18 protein-coding genes are annotated in these 23,325 nt (G+C 65.2%); 7 read left to right on the top strand and 11 right to left on the bottom strand.

The features are described from left to right. Positions 1 to 228: 228 nt before the first annotated feature. Positions 229 to 1,254, bottom strand: coding sequence for a succinylglutamate desuccinylase/aspartoacylase family protein (locus AB4850_RS05635; RefSeq protein WP_414441616.1), 1,026 nt, complete (start codon positions 1,252 to 1,254; stop codon positions 229 to 231). 299 nt (positions 1,255 to 1,553) lie between these two features. Between AB4850_RS05635 and AB4850_RS05630 the strand changes: the two genes are divergently transcribed. Both AB4850_RS05630 and AB4850_RS05625 read left to right on the top strand, forming a co-directional pair. Continuing rightward, positions 1,554 to 2,486 carry a YihY/virulence factor BrkB family protein gene (locus tag AB4850_RS05630; RefSeq protein WP_414441971.1) on the top strand — a complete coding sequence of 311 codons (933 nt, stop codon included), beginning with the start codon at positions 1,554 to 1,556 and terminating at the stop codon, positions 2,484 to 2,486. A gap of 400 nt (positions 2,487 to 2,886) precedes the next feature. Further along, entirely contained in the window at positions 2,887 to 4,038 is a 1,152-nt protein-coding gene (locus AB4850_RS05625) for a porin (RefSeq protein WP_414441615.1), read from the top strand. 271 nt (positions 4,039 to 4,309) lie between these two features. Here the strand turns inward: AB4850_RS05625 and AB4850_RS05620 are convergent, their stop codons facing one another. Then, on the bottom strand, positions 4,310 to 4,756 hold the full coding sequence (locus tag AB4850_RS05620; RefSeq protein WP_414441614.1) for an HU family DNA-binding protein: 447 nt from the start codon (positions 4,754 to 4,756) through the stop codon (positions 4,310 to 4,312). A 256-nt stretch (positions 4,757 to 5,012) separates the two neighbouring features. Here AB4850_RS05620 and AB4850_RS05615 point away from each other — a divergent pair, with 256 nt between their 5' ends. Further along, positions 5,013 to 6,152, top strand: coding sequence for an acyltransferase family protein (locus AB4850_RS05615; RefSeq protein WP_414441613.1), 1,140 nt, complete (start codon positions 5,013 to 5,015; stop codon positions 6,150 to 6,152). A 291-nt stretch (positions 6,153 to 6,443) separates the two neighbouring features. Here AB4850_RS05615 and galU read toward each other — a convergent pair whose 3' ends face one another. Both galU and AB4850_RS05605 read right to left on the bottom strand, forming a co-directional pair. Continuing rightward, complete coding sequence (gene galU, locus AB4850_RS05610) at positions 6,444 to 7,331, bottom strand: UTP--glucose-1-phosphate uridylyltransferase GalU (RefSeq protein WP_414441612.1); 888 nt, start codon at positions 7,329 to 7,331, stop codon at positions 6,444 to 6,446. Between the two features lie 115 nt (positions 7,332 to 7,446). Then, complete coding sequence (locus AB4850_RS05605) at positions 7,447 to 7,584, bottom strand: hypothetical protein (protein ID WP_414441611.1); 138 nt, start codon at positions 7,582 to 7,584, stop codon at positions 7,447 to 7,449. 236 nt (positions 7,585 to 7,820) lie between these two features. Between AB4850_RS05605 and AB4850_RS05600 the strand changes: the two genes are divergently transcribed. After that, complete coding sequence (locus AB4850_RS05600; RefSeq protein ID WP_414441610.1) at positions 7,821 to 8,987, top strand: acyltransferase family protein; 1,167 nt, start codon at positions 7,821 to 7,823, stop codon at positions 8,985 to 8,987. Positions 8,988 to 9,143: 156 nt separating this feature from the next. Here AB4850_RS05600 and AB4850_RS05595 read toward each other — a convergent pair whose 3' ends face one another. From AB4850_RS05595 to AB4850_RS05585, 3 genes are read right to left on the bottom strand one after another with little or no spacing between them, the layout of a single operon-like run. Then, positions 9,144 to 11,564, bottom strand: coding sequence for a glycosyltransferase family 4 protein (locus AB4850_RS05595; protein ID WP_414441609.1), 2,421 nt, complete (start codon positions 11,562 to 11,564; stop codon positions 9,144 to 9,146). Beyond that, positions 11,561 to 13,027 carry an oligosaccharide flippase family protein gene (locus AB4850_RS05590; protein ID WP_414441608.1) on the bottom strand — a complete coding sequence of 489 codons (1,467 nt, stop codon included), beginning with the start codon at positions 13,025 to 13,027 and terminating at the stop codon, positions 11,561 to 11,563. Before AB4850_RS05590 ends, AB4850_RS05595 begins: the two co-directional genes overlap by 4 nt. 57 nt (positions 13,028 to 13,084) lie before the next feature. Continuing rightward, a complete protein-coding gene (locus AB4850_RS05585) occupies positions 13,085 to 15,271 on the bottom strand; it encodes a hypothetical protein (protein WP_414441607.1) in 2,187 nt (728 codons plus the stop codon). 509 nt (positions 15,272 to 15,780) lie between these two features. On the opposite strand from AB4850_RS05585, the gene AB4850_RS05580 reads away from it, so the two are divergent. From AB4850_RS05580 to AB4850_RS05570, 3 genes are read left to right on the top strand one after another with little or no spacing between them, the layout of a single operon-like run. After that, entirely contained in the window at positions 15,781 to 16,857 is a 1,077-nt protein-coding gene (locus AB4850_RS05580) for an acyltransferase family protein (RefSeq protein WP_414441606.1), read from the top strand. Then, entirely contained in the window at positions 16,854 to 17,900 is a 1,047-nt protein-coding gene (gene gmd, locus AB4850_RS05575; RefSeq protein WP_414441605.1) for a GDP-mannose 4,6-dehydratase, read from the top strand. The genes AB4850_RS05580 and gmd overlap by 4 nt, the downstream gene beginning before the upstream one ends. Then, positions 17,887 to 18,891 (top strand): NAD-dependent epimerase/dehydratase family protein, encoded by a 1,005-nt coding sequence (locus tag AB4850_RS05570; RefSeq protein WP_414441604.1) that lies wholly within the window; start codon positions 17,887 to 17,889, stop codon positions 18,889 to 18,891. Before gmd ends, AB4850_RS05570 begins: the two co-directional genes overlap by 14 nt. 81 nt (positions 18,892 to 18,972) lie before the next feature. Here the strand turns inward: AB4850_RS05570 and AB4850_RS05565 are convergent, their stop codons facing one another. The 4 genes from AB4850_RS05565 to AB4850_RS05550 form a co-directional block, all read right to left on the bottom strand. After that, the gene (locus tag AB4850_RS05565; protein ID WP_414441603.1) at positions 18,973 to 20,163 is read right to left on the bottom strand and encodes an O-succinylhomoserine sulfhydrylase; all 1,191 of its coding nucleotides are present in this window, start codon (positions 20,161 to 20,163) and stop codon (positions 18,973 to 18,975) included. A gap of 253 nt (positions 20,164 to 20,416) precedes the next feature. Continuing rightward, the gene (purF, locus tag AB4850_RS05560; protein ID WP_414441602.1) at positions 20,417 to 21,949 is read right to left on the bottom strand and encodes an amidophosphoribosyltransferase; all 1,533 of its coding nucleotides are present in this window, start codon (positions 21,947 to 21,949) and stop codon (positions 20,417 to 20,419) included. Positions 21,950 to 21,995: 46 nt separating this feature from the next. Continuing rightward, positions 21,996 to 22,490, bottom strand: a complete 495-nt coding sequence (locus tag AB4850_RS05555; RefSeq protein WP_414441601.1) for a CvpA family protein — start codon at positions 22,488 to 22,490, stop codon at positions 21,996 to 21,998. Between the two features lie 7 nt (positions 22,491 to 22,497). Continuing rightward, positions 22,498 to 23,322 (bottom strand): SPOR domain-containing protein, encoded by an 825-nt coding sequence (locus AB4850_RS05550; protein ID WP_414441600.1) that lies wholly within the window; start codon positions 23,320 to 23,322, stop codon positions 22,498 to 22,500. Positions 23,323 to 23,325 lie beyond the last annotated feature (3 nt).

The following is a 23,325-nucleotide window of genomic DNA, read 5'->3' as shown; positions in this document are numbered from 1 at the left end:
ACAAAGGATTTCAGCGAATTTCACCCCCTTCGCTGTATTTTTAAATACATAACGCCCCACGCCGATTTAACGATTCTCCACATCGTTTGACATTCAATTCGCGACGAATGCGATTGATTTCAGTCGGTCTCGTTGTATATATAAAAACATAACGAGCCATTAAGGCGGCCAAAAACAAACAGGCCGGCGACAATGCGCCGGCCTGCCGATTCGAAACGCCCCACAGCCTCACTGCGCGTCGCGCGGCTCCGCAATCTGGAACAGGCAATCGCCGCGCTGGGTTTGCGCGGGCACGCGGCGACACACCACCTCGCCGTTCGCCTCGAACACATGCACGACCGGCTCGCGCAGCGGCGTATCGGGGAAATGGATGCGCGCGGCGGGCTGCCCTTCGCGCACCACATCGCCAAGCTCGACGAGCGGCTCGTAGACACCCTGCTCGTAGGCGAACACGAAATGACTCGGGCCGCTCGTGCTCATAAAGCGCGTGACGGCGGGCGGGCCGTCCGGCACCAGCGGGCCGTGCACCGCGCCGATGAAGCCGAGGAAGTTGAGCAAGCCCTGCCAGCCCTGGCGCAGCAGCGTGGCATCGGTCATGCCGGCGCCGCCCAGTTCGGTCAGGATCGAGATCGCGCCCTGACGGCGCGCGGCGGCCGATGCATAGGTGGGGTTCGGCGCGGTGAGGTACGCGCGCGGCATGCCGAACGCGCTCAACACCGCCTTCACGTGCCGCGCCTCGTCGGCGTCGCGCGGTTCGAGCGCGATCAGGTTGCCGCCGTGATACAGCAGCGAGCTGCCGCCCGAATGCAGATCGACGAGGTAATCGGCACGCGCCAGCAACACGTGCTCGATATAGTCGGCAATGATTTGCGTGGGTGTGCCGGCAGGATCGCCGGGGAAGGTGCGGTTCAGGTTGCCGCCGTCGAGCGGCGACGTGCGCAATCCGGCCTCGGCGGCCGGGTAATTGGCCATCGGCAGCACGATGATCTGGCCGCGCACCTGCTCGGCCTCCAACTCGCGAATCAGCCGCGAGGTGAGGATCTGCCCTTCGTATTCGTCGCCGTGATTGCCCGACATCACCAGCACCACCGGCCCCTCGCCGTTGCGAATCGACGCGACCGGCACCGGCAGCCAGCCGTATGCGGAACGGTGCACCGAATGCGGCAGGCGCAGATAGCCCGCGTGCTTGCCATCGGCGTCGAGATCGATTTCACAGCGAATCGGGTTCGGATGTCGGGGGGATACGTCGGTCATGATCGGTAGGATCGGTTGGCATGCGCGAAATCAATCCCGCAGCTTACCGGCATTCGCACGGTTTCGGGGCGCGAGCCGCCGCGCCCTACCGCACCGAGCGCGGGCACGGCGTTTGCGCGCCAAATGGGCGACCGGCTGCCTTGTACCGGCCGCCCGTGTTTCGCCCGTGCTTCGCCTCGATGGCCTATGCTCATGACGCGGCCGGTTTCGCCCCCGATCGAATAAACTTTTCGGGACAGAATGCGTCCGATAGCAAAACAACTTTTCAGGCGCGCTCGCCGCGCCCCGCGCTCAAGCCCATGAAGCCCCTGCTCTCGCAACCACCGCAAAAGCTCGTCAAGACCAACGTGAACTGGGCGCTCGACGCGTTCAAACGCTTCTCGAACGACCACTGCACGACGATGGCCGCGAGCATCGCGTTCTATTCCGCGTTTTCACTGGCGCCGATGCTGGTAATGGTGATCGCCGTGGCCGGCTGGTTCTTCGGCGCGGACGCCGCTCGCGGCGAAGTGTTCAACCAGGTTCACAGCCTGATCGGCAACGAGGCGGCCGCCGGCGTGCAGACCATCGTCGAGAACGCGCATCGGCGCGACAGCAACGGCGGGGTCGCCGCCGCGATTTCGTTCGCCATGCTGGCGATCGGCGCATCGGCCACGTTTTCGTCGCTGAACACGGCGCTCGGCATCGTGTGGCCGACCAGCGAAAAGCGCTGGTCGTCGATGTTCGGGTTGGTGCGGGTGCGCTTGATCTCGTTCGGTCTGGTGCTGGGCGTGGCCTTCCTGCTGATCGTGTCGCTGCTGCTCGACACGGCGATCACGATCGTCGGCAAATGGCTGTGGGGCACGACGCGTTTCGTCGTGATAGGCAACGTGATCCAGTTCACGGTCGGCATCGCGATTCTTGCCTGCGCGTTCGCCGCGCTGTTGAAATTCCTGCCGGACGCACATGTCACGCGGCGCGATGCGCTGACCGGCGGCGTCGTATCGGCCGTGCTGTTTTCGGCGGGCAAGAAGCTGTTCGCGATTTACCTTGCGCATGCGGGTACCGCCAGTGCGTTCGGCGCGGCCGGCTCGCTCGCGGTATTGCTGATGTGGCTGTATTTCTCGGCGGCGGTGCTGCTGCTCGGCGCCGAATTCGCGGCGGCCCGCGGCGACGCCGAACACGCTCGCGCCGAGGCGCGATTGGCGCAATCGAACCCGCCATCTCCCCCGCAACCGCCCATCTCGTCCTGATTCGGTGACGGGTGAATCGCCCCGGATTCGCCCCACTCGAACCTCTCGGGGTTTTCCCTTAATCAATCGACGCATTCGCCGCCGTATCGACGGGATGCGCTCGCGACAAGGCACCGAAACATCGCGCGCAAACGTTTGGCATCGTGCTTTTTCGCCTCGAAACCGCCACCTTACGCCCCGCCGACACTACGATCCCCAATTCTCACAACAATCTCAGCGAGTCAATTCGCCTTTATTCCCGCAATTGCAATAATTTCGCAATTGCTTGATACCAAAGGACTTTTTACCGTTGTGACGTTTTGGAGACACTTTATTTTTTTGGGTTTCTTGCGCGATACGCACTGCGCTATTCTCCATTTCGCAACAAATAACGAATCACTTTGCGTGGAGAAAACTACCTATGAAAAAACTCGCTCTGTCTACCCTCTCGTTGGCACTCCTCGGCGCTGCCGGCGCAGCCCATGCTCAATCGAGCGTGACGCTGTACGGCGTGATCGACACGGCAATCCTGTATTCGCACGGCAATAACGGTACGGGCAACAACGGCTGGCAGATGAACAGCGGCAACATTCAGGGCAGCCGCTGGGGCCTGAAGGGCGCGGAAGATCTGGGCGGTGGCCTGAAGGCAGTGTTCCAGTTGGAAAACGGCTTTAACTCCAACAACGGCACGCTGGGCCAAGGCGGCAAGATGTTCGGCCGTCAGGCATTCGTCGGCCTGCAAAGCGACCAGTTCGGCACCGTGACGCTGGGCCGCCAATACGACCCGCTGGTCGACATGGTCCAGGCCGTGACGGCAGACAACTACTTCGGCAGCGTGTTCGCAACGCCGGGCGACGTCGACAACAACGACAACAGCCTGCGCGTGAACAACGCCATCAAGTACACGTCGCCGGTGTACGCCGGCCTGCAATTCGAAGGCTTCTACGCCCTGGGCGGCGTGGCAGGCTCGAACGGTTCGGGTCAAACGTGGTCGGCAGCCGTGGCCTACAACAATGGCCCGATCGGCATCGCCGGCGGCTACTACCAGGCTTCGAACCTGTACGGCACGGCACGTGGCGCAAACTGGGGCGGTTCGTCGGACGCGATCTTCGACGGCCCGATCAACAGCGGCTACACGAACGCGAAGTCGATCGGTATCGGCCAGGTTGCAGGCCAATACGCATTCGGCCCGTTCACGGTCGGCCTCGGCTACTCCAACGCACAATACAAGCGTGACAGCTTCTCGTCGTTCGCATCGACCGAGAAGTTCAACACGGGCCGCGCATTCGCCACGTACCAGGCAACGCCGGCTATCCTGCTGGGCCTCGGCTACTCGTACACGAAGGCAAGCGGCGACACGGAAGCCAAGTACCACCAAGCCTCGCTGGGCGCGGACTACTCGCTGTCGAAGCGCACCGACATCTACCTGGTCGGCGCGTACCAACACGCAAGCGGCACGCAACGTCTGGCCAACGGCACGACGCAAACGGCACAAGCTTCGATCGGTTCGTACGGCCTGGCCGGCACGAGCTCGCAAGAGATCGTCGCCCTGGGTCTGCGCCACAAGTTCTAAGCCATACCCGCTTCACGGCAATACGGCGGCGCCTTCGGGTGCCGTGCGTTGCCGGAGCGATCAAACCAGCCCGAGGCTTCGCCGACGGCTGGTTTTTTTTCGCCCGCGCGTTTTGCGCCGCTGCGCTCGCTCGTCCACTGCCTTCGCTCGCGCCGCGCGCGCATAAAAAAATCCCCGCGCGCTTGCCGCACGCGGGGATCTTTTTGGGCTGCGTCGATGGCACCGTGTAGCTGGGCCTCTCGGCAATTCCCCGTCCTGCTCGACGCTTCGCTTACGCTGCGGCGTCCTTCAGCTTCTTCAGCGCACGTGCCTTGACGCGCACGCTTGCCGGCTTGGCCGGGAACCAGCGCTCTTCACCCGTGAACGGGTCCTTGCCGAAGCGCTTCTTCTTCGCTGCGACTGCCGTTGCCGAGATCTTCAGCAGGCCCGGCAGCGTGAATTCGCCCAGACCCTTCTTGTGGATCGAGCCGAGAATCACGTTTTCGAGCTGGGCCAGCACGGCCTTGACCGTCTTCAGCTCGACTTCAGCCTTTTCGGCGAGGTGCGTAGCCAGCGAAGCCTTGGTGAAGCTGTCCTTGATCGGCGTCGGAGCGGCAGGCGCCTTCGCGACTGCCTTCTTCGCCACTACTTTCTTAGCCGGCGCGGCTGCCTTCTTTGCCGTCACTTTCTTCGCCGGTGCGGCAGCCTTGGTAGCCACCTTTTTTGCGGAAGTCGCCATTTTTCTCCTACCTGGTGTGGTCGTTGGATACGAAGCACGCAATGTGCATGCTCCAAGGCCGGATTCTACAAGCGGCGTGACGCTTCGTGCAGCACTTTTATGCGTAATTCACGGGTTTTCGGCAGGTTTTGTTGTCTTGTGCCGGCGCGATGCCCTGCCACGCGCGCTGGATGCGCCAAAACGCAAGCCGGGCGCGTCGAATTATGTTCGATATTTGCATCCCTATACTGAGGACGTTTTCCGCCCGGACATTCGCATGCGCAACCTCAAAACCGTGAGAGGTCTGGACGGCCTGCGCGCCGTCGCCGTCATTCTGGTTTTCCTGTCTCACAAGGCCCACGTCGACGCGATCGATGTCGGGCAGCTCGGCGTGTGGCTGTTTTTCCTGATCAGCGGCTACCTGATCATCGGCGAGCTGCACCGCGCGCGGCTCGCCGTCGAACACGGCACCTCCACCCGCCGCTACGCGTTGAGCCTGTTCCTCGCCAAGCGCGCATTGCGCATCTACCCCGTCTATTACCTGCTGCTCGCCGCGCTCGCGATCGCGCACGCCACGGTGTACCAGCGCGGCGTCGATCTCGGCCTCGCGTGGCATGCGGTGTTTCTGTCGAACTTCTGGATCGGCGTCGTCAAACAGGGCTGGCCGGGCAGCACCTCGCATTTCTGGAGCCTGGCCGTCGAGCAGCAGTTCTATCTGGCCGCGCCGGTCGTGCTGCTGACGACGCGCGCCTCGCGCCATCTGGCGTGTTGCGCGGTGGCCGTCGCGCTGGGTGCGGCCGGCCATCTGCTGCTGTACGACGCGAACGCGTCGCAGGTGCTGATCTATGCGTTCTCGCCTTGGAATTTCTCGTTGATCGCGCTGGGCGGCCTCGGCGGGATCGCCGCGAACCGGGCCGGCGGCCTGGCCGGCCTGCGCATCATGCGTGCGCCGCTCGCGCATTGGCTGCCGTGGCTCGCGACGGCCGCCGTGGCGCTGCTCGTCACGCTGCCGGTATGGGCGCCGCCGCTGTCGGGCATCGACGACGGGCTCGCCGACGTCGGCCTCGGCGCCGCACTCGGCGCACTGCTGCTGTGCGTGGTGGCGCTGCCCGATCATCCGATGGTCGGCGGGCTCGAATGGACGCCGCTCGCCTACCTCGGCACGATCAGCTACGGCTTCTACCTGTTCCACAACCTGATTCCGTCGCACTTCGGCGTGTGGCCGGCGCTCGACGCGCGGCTGGATTTTCCGCCGGCGGTGAACGACGCATTGCCGGTCGTGCTGCAGTTCGCCGTGGCGGTGGGCCTCGCGCATCTGTCGTGGCGGTATTTCGAGCGGCGGCTGCTCGGCTATCGCGAGCCGGTCAAGCGCGGGCTGCAGCGCGCGTTTCCGGCGACGGCCGTGCGCGGTCAATGATGCGGTGTGCGAAGCGACTGGCGAGGGCGGTGTCGTAGCGCCATGCCGGGCGCATTGCAGGCGCACCGGCCTGCTCGCACCGCCTGCATGCCGTACCACCACGCATCGTCGCTGCCGACATCGCAGGCCCTGTCGGCAAGCCGCGTCCTTCACGCCACCGCGATCGGCGGCTTGCGCCCACTGCCCGGCAATGCCTTCCCGAACAGCACCCACAAAAAAGCCCCGGCGCGAAGCCGGGGCGAATGCAACAACCACACCACATGGACGTGAAGAAACAGTAAGTGCGGCCCGTCAGGCGGCCTGGGCCAGCACGGCCAGACAGGTGCGCAGGTAGGCCTCGAATTCGCGGCTGACTTCCGGATGCTGGAGCGCCAGCTCGACGGTCGCCTTCAGGTAACCGATCTTGCTGCCGCAATCGAAACGCGTACCGAAGTAGCGATACGCCAGCACCTGCTCGTCGGCCAGCAGCGACTGCACCGCATCGGTCAGTTGCAGCTCGCCGCCCGCGCCCGGCTTGATCCGGCGCAGATGATCGAAGATGCTCGGCATGAACACATAGCGGCCGACCACGCCGAGGTTCGACGGCGCGTCTTCCGGCGCCGGCTTCTCGACGATGCCCGACAGCTTGATCACGTCTTCTTCCCACTCGCGGCCCTCGACGATCCCGTACGAACGGGTGTCCTCGCGCGCGACGGTTTCGACGCCGATCACCGAGCTGTGATAGTGGTTGAACACGTCGACGAGCTGCTTGAGCACGGGCTGTTCGCCGTGCAGCAAATCGTCGGCGAGGATCACGGCGAACGGCTCGCCGTGCACCAGCTTCTCGGCGCACAGCACGGCATGGCCGAGGCCGAGCGCCTCGGGCTGGCGCACGTAATAGCAATCGACGTTGCTCGGCTTGATGCCGCGCACGAGTTCGAGCAGCTTGTCCTTGCCGCGCGCTTCGAGTTCGGCCTCGATCTCATACGATTTGTCGAAGTGATCCTCGATCGCGCGCTTGCTGCGCCCGGTCACGAAAATCATTTCGGTAATACCGGCATTAATCGCCTCCTCCACCGCATATTGAATCAGCGGTTTATCGACGACCGGCAACATTTCCTTAGGACTGGCCTTGGTCGCCGGTAAAAAGCGCGTGCCGAGTCCGGCAACGGGAAACACGGCCTTTTTGACTTTGAGCATGGTGATGAAATCCCGGATAAATTGCGGGCCGCGACGGCGGCGCGGCCCGTTGATACGGCGTGTGCGTCGGCGCGCCGGGATGCGCCACCAGAGCGGCCCCGGCGAACCTCGGCGATCAGTCGAACTCCTCGACGAGCGCGTCGCCCTCGAGTCCGAAACGGCTGATCGGTTCGTTCTTCAGTGCATCGCGATAGGCCGACAACACGACCATCACGAGTAATACGGCGCCGCTGGCGATCCAATTCATATCCATGATGCATTCCTCGTCTGATTCGACCCGAAGCCAAACTATCAAAAAAAAATCGAGAAATAATTGGGCCGATTTCGCAACCCGGAATAGCACGCCTGTCGAAACGTCTTGTTGCAATTTCGTGGGTGTTTTTTTATTTCAATGTTCGATTTCTCACGCCTTAGGATGAACGCGCGCCCGCTGCGAGCCTTCGCTCGCGGCGGGCTTCCGATCCACTCTCAGGCCGAGGAATCCGACGCATGAACGCTCTCAGCGCGCCGACGCTCGCGCGCCCCGCCGCCCCCGACAACAAGGACGCCCTGATCGACGCGCTGCGCGGCTTCGCGGCGTTGCTCGTGGCCTATTTCCATTGCCGGCAGGTTGTATGGATCGGCATGCAGGCCTTCCATCACGGCCATCCCAAGCTGCACGATCCGGGCACGCTGCTCGCCTATCTGACGTTTCCGTTCGCGTGGGGCTCGGCCGGCGTGCCGGTGTTCTTCGTGATCAGCGGCTACTGCATCCATCGCAACATCGCGCTCAAGCAGGCCGCGTCGCCCGACTACCGGCTCGATACGCCGAACTTCTGGGCGCGGCGCTTCGCCCGCATCTATCCCGTGCTGCTGGCCGCGCTGCTGATCACGCTGGCGCTCGACCTGATCAGCCTGCAGTTCGCGCCGGTCAGTCACAAGATCCGCGAGATCGGCTGGACGGCGTTCGCGGTCAACCTGCTGTCGCTGCAGGGCATTGCCGGGCAAACCTACGGCTCGAACGGCGCGCTCTGGACGCTGTCGCTCGAGGTGCAGTTCTATGCGGTGTATCCGCTGTGGTTCGCGCTGCGCAAGCGGATCGGCATCGCGCCGCTGGTGGTGGCGGTGGCGCTCGTCAATCTGGCGTCGGCCTGGCTGTTCGAGCGTCACGACGTGCAGATCTTCACGTCGTATTGGCTGTCATGGACGCTCGGCGCGCTGATCGCCGACCTGCGCGCGCGCCGCACGGCCGGCACCGCGCCCTCGCGCCTCTGGTATCTGGCGGGCGCGGCCGGCATCGCGCTGGGCTGCGTGGTGTTCCATTTCGGGCAATACGGCGCGTTCCAGCTCTGGTCGATCGGCTTTGCCTGCTACCTGCATGCGGCGATCGCGCGGCCCGCGCCGGCCAATCTCGCCGTGCGCGGCTTCGCGTGGCTCGGCGATTTCAGCTATTCGCTCTATCTCGTGCATTTGCCGCTGTTCGTCTGCCTCGGCTCGGTGCTGTTCCGTTCGCAGTTGCAGACCTCGATCTGGCCGTCGTTCGCGTTCATGGCGGCCGCGATTCCGGTGGCGTGGGTGGTCTACCAGGTCGTGGAACGGCCCGCCATGCGCTGGGCGGCCAGCTTCAAGCCGTCGGCCAAGCCGGCGCGCACGGCGGCGCCGGCAGCGACGGTCTGAACCGCGTGAGTTGAGCGGGCATGCAGCGGCCGGGCGGAAACGTCCGGCCGCTTTTTGCGTGGATCGTGGATGGGCCTGCACGTAAAAAAGCGCGTTGCGCGGCTCCTGCATGCCGCGCAACGCGCTTTCGATTCGCGTCCTGCCTTCTGCCCCGTGTCAGCGCTTCTTGCACGCCACCTCGACCAGAATCCGCTCGACCGCCTCCACATAACCGCTCGTGCCGAAGCGGCGCACGGCCGTTTCGAAGCCGTTCGCCACGAGCCGCTCGCGGCGCTCGTGGTCGTAGCGCAGCGCGCCGAGCGCCTCCGACAGCGACACCGCGTCGCCCGGCTCGCAGAGCAGGCCGTTCACGCCGTCGTCGACGATCTCGACCACGCCGCCCGCCCGCGCCGCCACCACCGGCCGCCGCGCCAGCATCCCCTCGACGATCACGCGCCCGAACGGCTCCGGCGTGATCGAGGTGTGCGCCACCACGTCGACGGCCTTCATCCAGGCCGCGATGTCGCGCTGGAAGCCGGCGAACGTGACGCGATCGCCGAGCCCGCGCTGCGCGACGAGATCCTGCAGCTCGGCCGCGTATTCGTCCTCGCCGAACAGCGGTGCGCCGACCAGCACCACGTGCAGATCCGGGTCGCGCACGGCCGCGTCGAGCAGCAGGTGCTGGCCCTTCCAGCGCGCGAGGCGGCTGAACGAGCCGACGATCCACGCCGTTTCGGGCAGGCCGAGCCGTGCCCGCAGGGCGGCTTGCGGCGTGGCTTCGAGCGCCACGAACGGCGCGGCGTCGATGCCGTTGAACACCACGTCGACCGCTTCCTCCTCGCCGCCCGTCAGCGCCAGATACGCCTGCGCCGACGCGTTCGAATTGGCGATCACGCGCGTCACGCCGAGCCGCGCGCAATGGCGGATCGCGAACAGTTGCTTCGAACCGAAATGCTCGTGGCTGACGATGTCGCGCAGATGCCAGACCACCGGCTTGCGCGCGATCCGCCCGGCCAGCGCGCCCACCACCATCGCCCGCTGCGTGTTGGCGTAGATCACGTCGACGTCGCGCGCGCGACGCACCACCTCGCGCACCAGCGACAGCAGCCCGCCCACCGCGCGCAGCGATGCGCCGCCCTTCTTTTTCACGCGATCCATGCCGCGCGACTTCATCACGCTGACATCGACGCCGGCCTCGTCGAGCGCATCGCGAAACGGGCCTTCGTCGAACAGCAGCACGCTCGCGGTGCCGCGCCAGTGCGTCACGAATTCGAACAGCGACAACTCCGCGCCGCCGAGCACGCCGCTCTGGTCGAGCACCAGCGCGCGCACCTGGCTGGCCGCCACCGTGCCGGCCTCGCGTGCACCGGCGCGGGCGCGCGCCTGCGCGTTCGGCAGCAGGCTCTCGATCTGCTCGACCAGCCGGCGGCGGAAATGCGAGGTCGCGAAACGCTCGGCGTTCGCGCGGCAGGCCTCGGGCCGGAAGCGCGCGGGATCGGCCTCGAATGCGTCCACCGCGGCCACGATTGCCGGCACCTTCTGCTCGTCGAAGAAGATCCCGGTGGGCGCGGGATCGGACGCGGCGTCGCGCACCGTTTCCAGCGCGCCGCCCTTGCCGAACGCGATCACCGGCGTGCCGCAGGCCTGCGCCTCGACCACCGAGATGCCGAAATCCTCTTCCGCCGCGAACACGAACGCCTTGGCGCGGCGCATGTGATCCTGCAGCACCGAGAACGGCTGGTAGCCGAGAATCTCCACGTTCGGGCCGGCCTTGGCGCGCACCTTGCTCATTTCCGGGCCATCGCCGATCACCACCAGCCGCCGCCCCGGCATGCGCGCGAAGGCCTCCACGATCAGGTCGATCTTCTTGTACGGCACCATGCGCGAGGCCGTTACGTAGAAGTCCTCTTTTTCGGTCGACAGCGAAAAGCCGTCCACGTCCACCGGCGGAAACACCACCGCCGCGTCGCGCTGATAGACCTTGCGGATGCGCCGCGCAATGAACGCCGAATTGGCGATGAAGCCGTCCACCGAATTCGAGGTACGGATATCCCAGTTGCGGATGTAGTGCAGGATCAGCCGCGCCATCATCGACTTCATGCCGCGCGTGAGCTGCGATTGTTCGAGGTACTGATGTTGCAGATCCCACGCATAGCGGATCGGCGAATGCACGTAGCTGACGTGGATCTGGTCCGGCCCGGTCAGCACGCCCTTGGCCACCGCGTGGCTGCTGGAGATCACCAGGTCGTAGGCAGAGACATCGAGCTGCTCGATCGCCAGCGGCATCAACGGCAGATAGCTGCGGTACTTGGTGCGCGCGAACGGCAGCTTCTGGATGAACGAGGTCGTGACCGGCCGGCCGTGCAGGAAGCTGCGATCGTCGAGGAAATCGACCAGGCTGAACAGGTCGGCGTCGGGAAAGCACGCGATGATCTGCTCGAGCACACGCTCGGCGCCCGCATAAGTGACCAGCCAATCGTGGATGATCGCCACCCGCAGCGGGCGGCCGGCGGGCCTGCCGAGCGGGCGCGCCGCGCTGGCCGGCTGGATCTGGCGCGCGAGCGGCGCCGCCGTGCGTTCTACGAGTTCGCCTTTCATACGCTTTTCCCCGGAATGAGCCGCCCGATCACGCCGCGCACGAGTGCGCGCAGGCCGGGCGTCGTCAGAAGTGACCACGCGATGTTGAGCGCGGCAACGAGTGCGCAGAGCGCGATGGCTTCGAGCAGCGTCGGGCCCGTCCAGGCCAGCGCGAGGCTCGCGAACAGGAACGCCAGGTGGGCGAGCATGTCGAGTACGATGCCGCGCTGGCGCACCGAGGCCAGCACCAGCAGCACGCCGTAATCCACCAGCGCGCGCGCCACCACCACCACGGCCGCGCCGATCAGCCCGAACTGCGTGACGCCGAACCACAACGCGCCGACGAAGAACGGCAACTGGATCACGCCGGCCAGGCCCGCACGGGCCGGATTGAGTTGCGACTGGATCAGGATCCGCATCACGCTGGCCTGCCCGACCAGCCAGATGCCGATCACGAGAATTCGCCCGACCGGCGCCGACTGCATCGCCAGATCGTGGCCGACCCACAATTCGAGGAACGGCTGCAGCGCGAAGATCGCGGCGATCATGATCGGCGTGAACACGCCGTTCAGGAATTCGAGCGACTGGCGCACCAGATGATCGGCATGATCGCGATCGACGGCCGACAGGCGCGGAAACAGCGTGCGCACCACCGCGTTCGGCAGCATGTTCAGGCGCGTGACGAGGTTCTGCGGCACCGTGTAATACGTGACGTAGCGCGCGCCCAGATGCGCGCCGAGCAGCACGCGGTCGAGCGAATCGGACACCATGCTCGCGGTGCTGGCAATCAGCATCCAGCCGCCGAACGTGAACAGCTCCTTGGCGGTTTGCCAGCGCGGCGGCGCGACGCGCCGGATGTTCAGCACGCGCAGGCTGGCGCGGAACAGCAGCAACGCCGCGATCAGCCGCGCCAGCACGGCGGCGGCCAGCACGGCCGGCAGGCTCGGCGCGATCAGCCAGGCCGCGAACAGCGGCAGCAACTGGAACAGGAACGTGCCGAACGTCTGGTTTGCGTTGTAGATGCCGAAGCGTTCCGCACCGTTGATCGCGCCCGAGAACACCCACGACACGTTGGCGATCGGAATCGCGCAGGCCAGCCACGGCAGCGCGTGATACACCTCGTGCTGCAACTGCCCCGATACCTTGGTGAAATACGCCGTGTAGATGAACGCGCCGAAGTAGATCAGCAGCCCGCCCACGATGCCGGTGATCAGGTTCAGCCAGGTCGCGCTCCAGAACACGCGCTCGCACTGCGCCGGGTCGCCGCTGGCGATCGCCTTCGAGATCTGGTTCTGCGCGGCCATGCTCATGCCGAGATCGAGGATTCCGAAATAACCGATCAGCGTCCACACGAGGCTCACCACGCCGTAGCGATCGACGCCCAGCGCGTGAATATAGGCCGGCACCGTCACCAGTGAAACGAACGTCGGCAGGATCAGCCCGACGAAGTTCACCGCGACGTTCTTCAACATCCGTTTATCCATGCTTGCGTTTCGAGCGGATACGACGATCCGCTCTCCTCATTGATTCACGTCGATTCATCATCGCGGCGTCCAGCGGTACATCATCACCTTGCCGCGTGCGTCTTCCTCCACGAAGATCAGGTACTCGCCGTTATCGCGGCGATGCGCGCTGATCCCGAACGGCACGTCCACCCAGCCCGACGCTCGGCCCACTTCCGGCCCCGGCTTGATCACGCCGACCTCCTTGCCATTCTCCTTGTCGTACACGTGCACGATGCCGACCGGCTCCACGCCGAACAGGTAGCGCCCCTCCACGGTCAGGCCGATCAGGTTCAGGATCGGCTTCGCGTCGGGCGCCCACGGCAACGCCACCTGGTAGCGTTGCACCGGCTTGTCGCTCGACCATTTGTCGTAGCGCACCAGCACGCGGCCCACTTCCTTGTTGATGCCCGGCTTCGGCTGCGCGTCGGCCGTGTAGCCCGTCACGTAGAGCGTGTCGGTGGCCGGCTCGTAGATCGCGCGGCGCAGCTCGGTAAACGGCGCGGGCGTCGGGTAATTGGTCAGCTTGTCGTACGAATAGATCGGGTTGCCGGCCTTGTCGAGGCCGCCATAGCGGAAGCGGTGGATGCCGCGCGTCTCGCTGGCGCGCCAGATGTCGCCGTTGGTGTCGACCCACCAGCCCCAGCCGCCCGCGCGTGCCTTGGTGTCGGTGTTGATCGCGAATTCGTCGGCGTCGAAGCTGCCGTTGCCGTTCTTGTCGCGCCAGATCCAGTCGCCGCCCGAGGGCCGGTTCGGCACCTTGTCCACCGGCCGCGCGCGCCCGGCGATGAAGCCCGACGGAATCGCCGTTTCGCCATCGCGCTTGGCGTCGAAGCGGTAGATCTTCAGGTGATCGGCGTACATGTCCGTCAGATACAGGAACGTGTGGCCATCGAGCTGACGCGCGGTCGGCAGGCCAGGCCATTGATCGGTGTTGAACACCGGGTCCTGCGGATACTTGAAGCGATTGGACAGGAATCCGACATATTTCCATTCGTGCCCGGCCGGCTTCGAGAAATCGAGCTCGAAGCGCTTGTTGCCGGTGTAGACGCTGTTCGGCCGCGCCGGGTCGATGAATGCGCCGTCGACGAACAGCAGGCCGTCCACCTGCCAGCGCAGCTTGTCGTCGGCGCCATAGCTGGCGAGCGTCGCGCCGAGGCCCGCGCCGAGCGTGCCCTGCTTCGGGCCGATGCCGTTCATCGCCACATAGATATTGCCGGCGCGATCGGCGCCCACGCCCGTCAGGCCGTTGAAGCGCAGCGGGCCGGGCCGCCCCGCCACGCCCGAGAAGATGCCGCCGCGCTCGCCGAGCGTACCGCTCATCGCGTAGCTGCCGCCCTGCGCCGGCTTCGAGAAGATCAGGACCTGCTGGCGCGGGCCGTTGTCGGCGATCAGCACGCGGCCCTTTGCATCGACCGCCACGTCGACCGCGTCGCTGCCGGACGGCAGCGCGGGCGCATCATCGATCGCACGGCCGTCGGGGCGCACGTGCGCGAGCTTGGCCGGGCCGCCGAGCGTATCGGTCAGGAGCCACAGCGTGCCGTCGTTATCGAGCGCGATGCGGCCCGGTTGGTGCGCGCTGAACGTCGACAGCTTGTCCATCGATTCGGCGTCGTACACGTCGACGCTGTCGTGTTGCGGATCGGTCGCGTAAAGCCGCTTGGCCGAGGCCGCGAGGCCGGCCACTTCGGCGCGCGTATCGACCGGCGTGTCGTTGACCTTCAGGAAGCTCGCGGCCATCTTCGCGCGCGCATCGCCGGCCGCCGCGGCACGAAACGGCGCGGGCTGGCGCATGTCGCCGATCGCGCGGCGCGAGATGCCCCACCACTGACGGCCCTTGTCGGGCCACACGCCCGGGCTGACCAGCCGGCCCTTTTCATTGCCGACGCCGATCGCCACGTAGGCGTAGCGGTCGTTGACCGCGATCGCGCTGCCGCCCGCATTGCCCCAGCCGTGCGTGCCGCCGGCGAAGCCGAGCATTTTGCCGTCCTGATAAACGCTGGCCTCGGCGCCGCTCTCGTCCCAGGGGGCATTCGTATACACCTTGCCCTGCGGGGTGACTGCGATCGCGCGGATGTCGATCTGCGTCCAGCTACCGTCGCCATAGCCATGGGTATTGCCGATCCACGACGTGGTGGCGTCGAGCACGGCTTCGGCCGAGGTGCGGCCGGGCAGACACACGGCGGGAACGATGACGGCAAGGGCGATCAGGAGCGAACGTCGCAATGCAACTCTCCGGAGTGGACGGATGGACGGACGGCCCATATCCGGCCGAGCGGTTCGCGGCAATGCACCACGATACGGCGCAACGTCGGACCGGCCCGGGCGGCAGGGTGCGACGCAGGTTACAAGCGAAAATAATCACAAGAAATTCCGAATTCTTTTCCGCGGCGCATCGTTACATGTGGTTTCGAATTCGCATGAAAAACCCGCAGGCTTTCAGCAAATTCGAGGCATGTCGCATTTAATCGGCCGTAACTTGTACCGATAACAGCCACGGGATAGCTCCCTTAAAAGCCGTGCACGCCATCACCGCTCCGCTTGGCAGCCGGTTTTATATCGCCATTTTTTATCGATTTCTTTTCCCTAGAATCCCACACGGATCATTCCCGGATTTACAGATTGCATTCGCCCGCCCTTGGGACCTACGCAATTTGACTTTCAGATTCGTCCAATTGACCCGGAGTAGTCGCCCAGACATGATGCGCGACGCGCCATAACCCTGACAGGCCACGATGTCGCTCGACACACCCGCTTCACCGCCCCGCCATACAAGCCGCATCGTTCAGCTCGATGGCTTGCGCGCGATCGCCGTGATGGCCGTGTTCCTGCAACACGCGGTCAAGGCGCCGCTCTGGATGGGCGTCGATCTGTTTTTCGTGTTGAGCGGCCTGCTGATCACCGGCATCCTGCTCGACCGCAAGGAGCGCGGCCTGCCGCTGTTCCGCCATTTCTACGTGCGTCGCGCGCGCCGCATCCTGCCGTCGTACGTCCTGCTGTTGATTGTCTCCACGCTGCTGTTCGGCGCGGGCTGGCTCGCGCACTGGCCTTGGTATGCGTTCTTCTCGACCAATATCGGGCTGTCGATCGGCGGCATCGGCCATGAAAGCCTGAACGTGCTGTGGTCGCTCGCGGTGGAGGAGCAGTTCTATATTTTCTGGCCGTTCGTGGTGCTGTTCTGCCCCGAGCGCGTGCTGGCCTGGGTCGCGGCCGCGCTGGTGATTGCGGCGCCGCTGCTGCGTGCCGTAGCCACGCCGTGGTTCGATTCGTTCTGGCCGATCTACTACCTGACGCCGTTCCGCATGGATCTGCTCGCCGCGGGTGCGCTGCTGGCCGTCGTGCTGCGCCGCGACCGACGCGCGCTGGAGCCGTACACCGGCCTCGCCGTGGCGGCCGCCTGCGTCGCGCTCGCGTTGCTCGCGTGGCTGCATCTGTCGAACCCGCGGTTCCGCGCCGCCAATACGCCGCTGTCGAACGCCGCGCTCTACAGCATCTCGCTGGTGCTCTGCACCTCGATCGTGGTGATCGCGCTGCGCGGCCGCGGCATCGTGCAGCGCGTGCTGACGAACCCGGTGCTCGTCTATATCGGCACCATCAGCTACACGATTTATCTCGTTCACCTGAGCGTTTTGTATGCGCTCTGGCCATGGCATCTCGGCCGTTACCCGACCGCCGCGCTCGCGTTGGCCGTCACGCTCGCCTACGCGACGCTCACCTGGTTCGGTTTCGAACGCCGGCTCACGCGTGGCCCAGCGCCATCCGTGCCGGCAGTGCCCCAGCCCTCCACTCGCTCCCTCAGGAATCCGTTATGAGTTCAGCACGCAAGAAGGCGATCATCACCGGCATCACCGGACAAGACGGCGCCTATCTGACGAAACTCCTGCTCGACGCCGGCTACGAGGTCACCGGCACCTACCGGCGCACGAGTTCCGTCAATTTCTGGCGCATCGCCGAACTTGGCGTGGCCGATCACCCGAATCTGTCGCTGGTCGAGCACGACCTCACGGACCTCGGATCGAGCCTGCGCCTGATCGAACGCGTCCAGCCCGACGAGCTCTATAATCTCGCCGCGCAAAGCTTCGTCGGCGTCTCGTTCGACCAACCGGCGACCACGGCCAGCGTGACCGGGATCGGCGCACTGAACCTGCTGGAAGCGCTGCGCGTGGTGAGCCCGCGCACGCGCTTCTATCAGGCCTCGACGTCGGAAATGTTCGGCAAGGTGCAGGCGATTCCGCAAATCGAGTCGACGCCGTTCTATCCGCGCAGCCCGTACGGTGTCGCCAAACTCTACGCGCACTGGATGACGGTAAATTACCGGGAGTCGTACGGCCTGTTCGCGTCGAGCGGCATTCTGTTCAATCACGAATCGCCGCTGCGCGGCCGCGAATTCGTCACACGGAAGATCACCGACACCGTCGCCAAGATCAAGCTCGGCAAGGCCACGCGGCTCGAACTCGGCAATCTCGATGCCAAGCGCGATTGGGGCTTCGCATTGGAATACGTCGACGGCATGCGCCGCATGCTGCAAGCCGACGAACCCGACACCTTCGTGCTCGCCACCAACCGCACCGAAACAGTGCGCGACTTTGCACGCATGGCGTTTGCCGCGGCCGGCTTCCAGATCGAATGGTCCGGCAAGGACGAGCACGAACGGGGCATCGACATGGCAACCGGCAACGTGCTCGTTGCGATCAACCCGCGCTTCTATCGGCCCGCCGAAGTGGAGCTGCTGATCGGATGCGCGGACAAGGCAAAGGAAAAACTCGGTTGGCAGCCGCACACAAGCCTGGAACAACTGTGCACTATGATGGTTGAAGCGGATCTCACGCGGAATCTTCATCATGAAACCTTCTGATCTGCCGCACGCTCGCCGCGCGCTCGTTACAGGCCTCACTGGATTCACCGGCCGCTACGTCGCGCAAAGCCTCGAAGCCGCCGGCTACGAGGTGTGGGGCACCGTCGCCCCCGGCACCGCGGCGCGACGGCGCGCGCAGATCGGACATCGCAGGGTCGTCGAAGCCGACCTGCTGGACCTCGCCTCGCTTCGCTCGGCGGTTGAGCAATCAAGGCCGGACGCCGTCATCCATCTGGCCGCGTGCGCACACGTCGCCAACAACGATCCGCGCGATCTCTACCTCGTCAATGTGGTCGGCACGCGCAATCTGCTGACGGCACTGGTCGACGCCGGCGCGGCACCGCGTTGCGTGCTGCTTGCGAGCAGCGCCAATGTCTACGGCAACGCCGATGTCGAATCACTGGACGAAAGCGTGCCGCCTCAGCCCGCAAACGATTACGCGGTCAGCAAGCTCGCCATGGAACACGCGGTTCGTCAGTGGTATGACAAGCTGCCGATCGTGATTGCGCGACCCTTCAACTACACCGGCGTCGGCCAGCTCGACACCTATCTGCTGCCAAAACTCGTGACGCATTACGCGAATCGCGAGCCGCGCATCTCGCTCGGCAACCTCGACGTGAGCCGGGATTTCTCGGACGTTCGCGATGTGGCCGCGGCCTATGTGCGCTTGATCGAGGCGGCACCGGCCGGCCAGACGTTCAACGTCTGCTCGGAACACGCCTATTCGCTGAAGGAAGTCATCGCGATGCTGTCGAGCATGGTCGGCTACGTGATCGACGTGACGATCGATCCACGCTTCGTTCGTGGCAACGAAGTGAAAAAGCTGGTGGGTTCGCGTGAAAAGTTGCGCACCTGCCTGGGCGAGTTGCCCGTGACGGCGCTCGACGAGACCTTGCGCTGGATGGTCGATGCGCTCAGGCCTCGCCCGTCGCCGAGCGATATGGCCTCCCAGGCGGGCGGAGGCTTCCAGCAACGCATGGCGGCCGGCTGAATCGCAACCGCCGACGTTCCCGCGTGAAGCATATGCAAAAAGGCCGGCAAACGCCGGCCCTTTGCATTCCAACCTGCCGACTTACTGCCCCAACCCGCGCGCCAGATCGTTACGCAGGTCATCCACCCCTTCCAGCCCCACCGCAACCCGCAGCAGCCCTTCGCTGATGCCCGCCGTGGCCCGCGCTTCCGGCGTGATGCGCGAATGCGTCGTGGTGGCCGGGTGCGTGATGGTGGTACGCGTGTCGCCGAGGTTGGCCGTGATCGATACGATCTTGGTGTTGTCGATCACGCGCCAGGCGTTCGCGCGCTGCACCTCGGGCGACTCGCCCTTCAGTTCGAACGACACCACCGCCCCGCCCGACTTCTGCTGGCGCTTGGCGATCGCGTACTGCGGATGCGATTCGAGGCCCGGATAGAACACGCGATTGACGGCCGGATGCTGTTCGAGCCAGCGGGCGATTTCGAGCGCGCTGGCCGACTGGCGGTCGACCCGCAGCGACAGCGTTTCCATGCCCTTGAGCAGCACCCACGCGTTGAACGCCGACAACGTCGGGCCGGCGCTGCGCACGAACGGGAACACCTTGCCCGTGATGAATTCCTTCGAACCGACCAGCGCGCCGCCGAGCACGCGGCCCTGGCCGTCGAGGAACTTGGTGGCCGAGTGCATCACCACGTCCGCGCCGAGCTTGAGCGGCTGTTGCAACGCCGGGCTGCAGAAACAGTTGTCGACCACGAACAGCGCCTTGACCGACTTCGCGATCGCGGCGATCGCCTCGATGTCGGCGATTTCGGTCAGCGGGTTCGACGGCGTTTCGAGGAAGAACATCTTCGTTTCGGGCCGCACGGCCTCGCGCCACGCGTTCAGATCGGTCGGATCGACGAACGTGGTGGTGATGCCGAACTTGCTGAAGATCTGCGAGAACATGCCGAGCGTCGAGCCGAACAGGCTGCGCGAGCTGACCAGGTGATCGCCCGCCTGCAGCGCCGACATCACGACCGACATGATGGCCGCCATGCCCGAGGCCGTTGCGATGCACGCCTCGCCACCTTCCAGCGCCGCGAGGCGGTCCTGGAACATCGTGACGGTCGGGTTCGTGAAGCGCGAATACGTGTAGTTGTCCTCCGAATTCGCGAAGCGCGTCGCGGCGTCCTGCGCGCTCGTGAAGCAGAAGCTGGAGGTCAGGAACAGCGCTTCGGAATGTTCGTTGTATTCGCTGCGCAAGGTGCCCGCGCGGACGGCGAGCGTATCGAGGCTAAAGGAGTCGTCCATGGTTCGGTCATCCGGTTTCATGTGCGTCGCGCCGCAGGCGCGCCGCTTTTGGCGAAAAGCCAACGAAAAAGCCCGCGACGCGTCGGCATCGGCGGGCTTCAGATAGGCGGTCAACAGCGTTCGACTCGGGCCGGCATAACACACCCGGCCTCCGCTTTAGCTGTTTCGGGGCATCGCCCCACGTCCGCAAGCTGATATCAAATCGACGCAGGGCACATCGTAACACGCGAATTCCAACGATGCGCCCCGGGCCTCATTCGACCGACAGTTGCAGGTTCATCTGCGAACGCGCCACGTCGCCGTTCTGGTCGCGGTCCAGCTGCGAAGCCGGTGCGAGACGCGCGCGTTCGAGCGAGTCGAGATATTCCGGCGTGACGTGGCCCGTGATGTAGTTGCCGTCGAAGCACGACGCCTCGAAGCTGGTGATCTCGGGGTTGATGTCGCGCACCGCGCGGCGCAGGTCATCCACATCCTGATAGATCAGGTAATCGGCGCCGATCATCTTCGCCACTTCTTCGTCGGTGCGGCCATGGGCGACCAGCTCGTTGCGGGTCGGCATGTCGATGCCGTACACGTTCGGGAATTTCACGGGCGGTGCGGCCGACGCGAAGATCACCGATTTCGCGCCCGAATCGCGCGCCATCTGCACGATCTCGTGCGAGGTGGTGCCGCGCACGATCGAATCGTCGACGATCAGCACGTGCTTGTCCTTGAATTCGATGCTCATCGCATTGAGCTTCTGGCGCACCGACTTCTTGCGTACGGCCTGGCCCGGCATGATGAAGGTGCGGCCGACGTAGCGGTTCTTGAAGAAGCCTTCGCGGTATTCCACGCCGAGCTTGTTCGCCACCTGCATCGCAGCCGGCCGCGACGAGTCGGGGATCGGCATCACGACGTCGATCGGCACGCCCTTCAGCTCGCGCTTGATCTTCTCGGCGAGGTAGTCGCCCATGCGCAGGCGCACGTTGTAGACCGGCACGCCGTCGAGGCAGGAATCCGGGCGGGCCAGGTAGACCCACTCGAACATGCACGGGTTCAGGCTCGGATTTTCCGCGCACTGCTGGCTGTGGAAGCTGCCGTCGTTGCTGATGAAGATCGCCTCGCCCGGCGCAACGTCACGCACGAGTTCGAAGCCGATGCCTTCGACCGCCACCGATTCCGACGCCACGATCCACTCGACGCCCTGCTCGGTTTCGAGCTTGCCGATACACAGCGGGCGGATGCCGAACGGGTCGCGGAACGCCACCATGCCGTGGCCGGCGATCTGGGACACGATCGCGTACGAGCCTTGCGCGCGGCGGTGCACGCCCGACACGGCCTTGAACACGGCGGCCGGATCGAGTTCGAGGCCGGTGGTCGCCAGTTGCAGCTCGTGCGCGAACACGTTCAGCAGCACTTCGCTGTCCGAATTCGTATTGATGTGACGGCGATCGATGCGGAACATCTCGTCCTTAAGCTGTCCCATGTTCGTCAGGTTGCCGTTGTGCGCAAGCACGATGCCGAACGGCGCGTTGACGTAGAACGGCTGGGCCTCGGCTTCGCTCGACGCCGAACCGGCCGTCGGATAACGCACCTGGCCGATGCCGCTGGCACCCGGCAGGCTGCGCATGTTGCGCGTGCGAAACACGTCGCGCACCATGCCATTGGCCTTGTACATATGGAAGTTGCTGCCGTCCGCGGTCACGATGCCGGCTGCGTCCTGACCGCGATGCTGCAGCAGCAGCAGGCTGTCATAGATGAGCTGATTGACCGGGGAATGAGAGATAACGCCTACGATGCCGCACATGGCATGGTCCTTCAAGGATACAAAAACGGTTTCGGCTGCTGCGTACTCAAATATGGATATACGCAGCCAGCCCGTCGGGCAAGTATGGCTTCAGCTCATGCACGCCTTGCACGGCGAGGGGACGCAACAGCGCGTTGCGCCAGAAATCCTGTTTCGGCAGATCGGTCAGCCCCGCTGCCGCCACCAACGCCAACACCAGCAGCACGCCGCGCATCAGCCCGAACAGCAGCCCGAGCGAGCGGTCCACGCCGCCGAGGCCGGTGGCCTGCGCCAGCCGCGAGAGCAGCGCATTCGCCACGCCCGCCACCAGCACCACGCCGATCACCAGCCCGCCGAACGCGATGACCCACTGGGTCAGCGCGCCGCCCGGCCAGTTGGACGGGATGAACGGCAGCACCACGCCGACGTAGCGGCACGCGATGATGAACGCCGCGATCCAGCCAATCAGCCCGAACACCTCGGACACGAAGCCGCGCCACGCACCGCGCAATGCCGACAGCAGAATCACCGCCATCACGGCGTAATCGAATACTGTGAACATCGCCGCCTTACTGAGTCAGGCCCGCATCGCGCACCTTCGCGATGGCGGCCGATGCCGCCGCGCGATCGGCGAACGGGCCTGCACGCAGCAGTGTAGCGACGCTGCCGTCGGCCTGCTTGCGACGTTCGACATATGCGGGTACCCCCGCCGATTTCAACTTGGCAGCCCAGCCGCGGGCCGTGGCCTCATTCGTAAACGAACCCAGTTGCACCGCGAATCGCGCGCCGGCCGGCGAGGACGGCGAGGCGCCGTTGGCTGCCGCGGCCTGCTCGGAATCGGGTTGGGACTGGGGCTCGACGGGCGGCTTGGCCTGCGCGACCGGCGGCTTCACCGCGGGCGCCGGCTTGGCGGCGGCCTGCTGCTGCGGTTTTGCGGCCGGTGCGGCGGGCGGCGCGGCCTTCGAGCCCGCGCTCGCCACGTCGGGCGCCTGCGCCGTCTGGGTGTCGTCGGTTGCACCGGGCGGCGCGTCGTGCGCGACGCCGGCCTGCGTGTCGACGGGATCGTCGTCGCGGGCCGGGGCCGCTTTCGCCGGCTTGTTCGGGATATCGATCGCGATGTCGCTGGTGACCGGCTTCGGATGCGCATCGAGCATCATCGGCAGCACGATCACGGCGGCGACCACCAGCGCGATCGCACCGACGAGACGCCGGCGCGCGCGTTGTTTCTCGGGGAGGGTCGGATCGAGCAGCAACGCGTCCGATTCAGGACGCTCCGCGCGACGCGTGCGCCGCTCCGGGCGTTCTCCGCGAGCGGCCCGTGAGGAGCCGGACCTTGACCCGCGCCGGGGCGGCGCGTCGTCGTCTTTCTTTTTGCCGAACGAGAAGATTCCCATGTA

The sequence above is a fragment of the Burkholderia sp. 22PA0106 genome, assembly GCF_047497155.1.
Lineage (GTDB): Bacteria > Pseudomonadota > Gammaproteobacteria > Burkholderiales > Burkholderiaceae > Burkholderia.
Note: the sequence above shows the minus strand (reverse complement) of the source record. Positions and strands in the feature narration are given on the sequence as shown.

Excerpts from the sequence above, each read along its gene's own strand:
- AB4850_RS05620 (WP_414441614.1), bottom strand. The coding sequence starts at position 4,756 with ATGGCGACTTCCGCAAAAAAGGTGGCTACCAAGGCTGCCGCACCGGCG.
- AB4850_RS05565 (WP_414441603.1), bottom strand. The coding sequence starts at position 20,163 with ATGGACGACTCCTTTAGCCTCGATACGCTCGCCGTCCGCGCGGGCACC.
- galU (WP_414441612.1), bottom strand. The coding sequence starts at position 7,331 with ATGCTCAAAGTCAAAAAGGCCGTGTTTCCCGTTGCCGGACTCGGCACG.
- AB4850_RS05580 (WP_414441606.1), top strand. The coding sequence starts at position 15,781 with ATGTCGCTCGACACACCCGCTTCACCGCCCCGCCATACAAGCCGCATC.
- AB4850_RS05570 (WP_414441604.1), top strand. The coding sequence starts at position 17,887 with ATGAAACCTTCTGATCTGCCGCACGCTCGCCGCGCGCTCGTTACAGGC.
- AB4850_RS05600 (WP_414441610.1), top strand. The coding sequence starts at position 7,821 with ATGAACGCTCTCAGCGCGCCGACGCTCGCGCGCCCCGCCGCCCCCGAC.
- AB4850_RS05590 (WP_414441608.1), bottom strand. The coding sequence starts at position 13,027 with ATGGATAAACGGATGTTGAAGAACGTCGCGGTGAACTTCGTCGGGCTG.
- gmd (WP_414441605.1), top strand. The coding sequence starts at position 16,854 with ATGAGTTCAGCACGCAAGAAGGCGATCATCACCGGCATCACCGGACAA.
- AB4850_RS05555 (WP_414441601.1), bottom strand. The coding sequence starts at position 22,490 with ATGTTCACAGTATTCGATTACGCCGTGATGGCGGTGATTCTGCTGTCG.
- AB4850_RS05550 (WP_414441600.1), bottom strand. The coding sequence starts at position 23,322 with ATGGGAATCTTCTCGTTCGGCAAAAAGAAAGACGACGACGCGCCGCCC.
- AB4850_RS05625 (WP_414441615.1), top strand. The coding sequence starts at position 2,887 with ATGAAAAAACTCGCTCTGTCTACCCTCTCGTTGGCACTCCTCGGCGCT.
- AB4850_RS05630 (WP_414441971.1), top strand. The coding sequence starts at position 1,554 with ATGAAGCCCCTGCTCTCGCAACCACCGCAAAAGCTCGTCAAGACCAAC.
- AB4850_RS05615 (WP_414441613.1), top strand. The coding sequence starts at position 5,013 with ATGCGCAACCTCAAAACCGTGAGAGGTCTGGACGGCCTGCGCGCCGTC.
- AB4850_RS05635 (WP_414441616.1), bottom strand. The coding sequence starts at position 1,254 with ATGACCGACGTATCCCCCCGACATCCGAACCCGATTCGCTGTGAAATC.
- purF (WP_414441602.1), bottom strand. The coding sequence starts at position 21,949 with ATGTGCGGCATCGTAGGCGTTATCTCTCATTCCCCGGTCAATCAGCTC.
- AB4850_RS05595 (WP_414441609.1), bottom strand. The coding sequence starts at position 11,564 with ATGAAAGGCGAACTCGTAGAACGCACGGCGGCGCCGCTCGCGCGCCAG.
- AB4850_RS05605 (WP_414441611.1), bottom strand. The coding sequence starts at position 7,584 with ATGGATATGAATTGGATCGCCAGCGGCGCCGTATTACTCGTGATGGTC.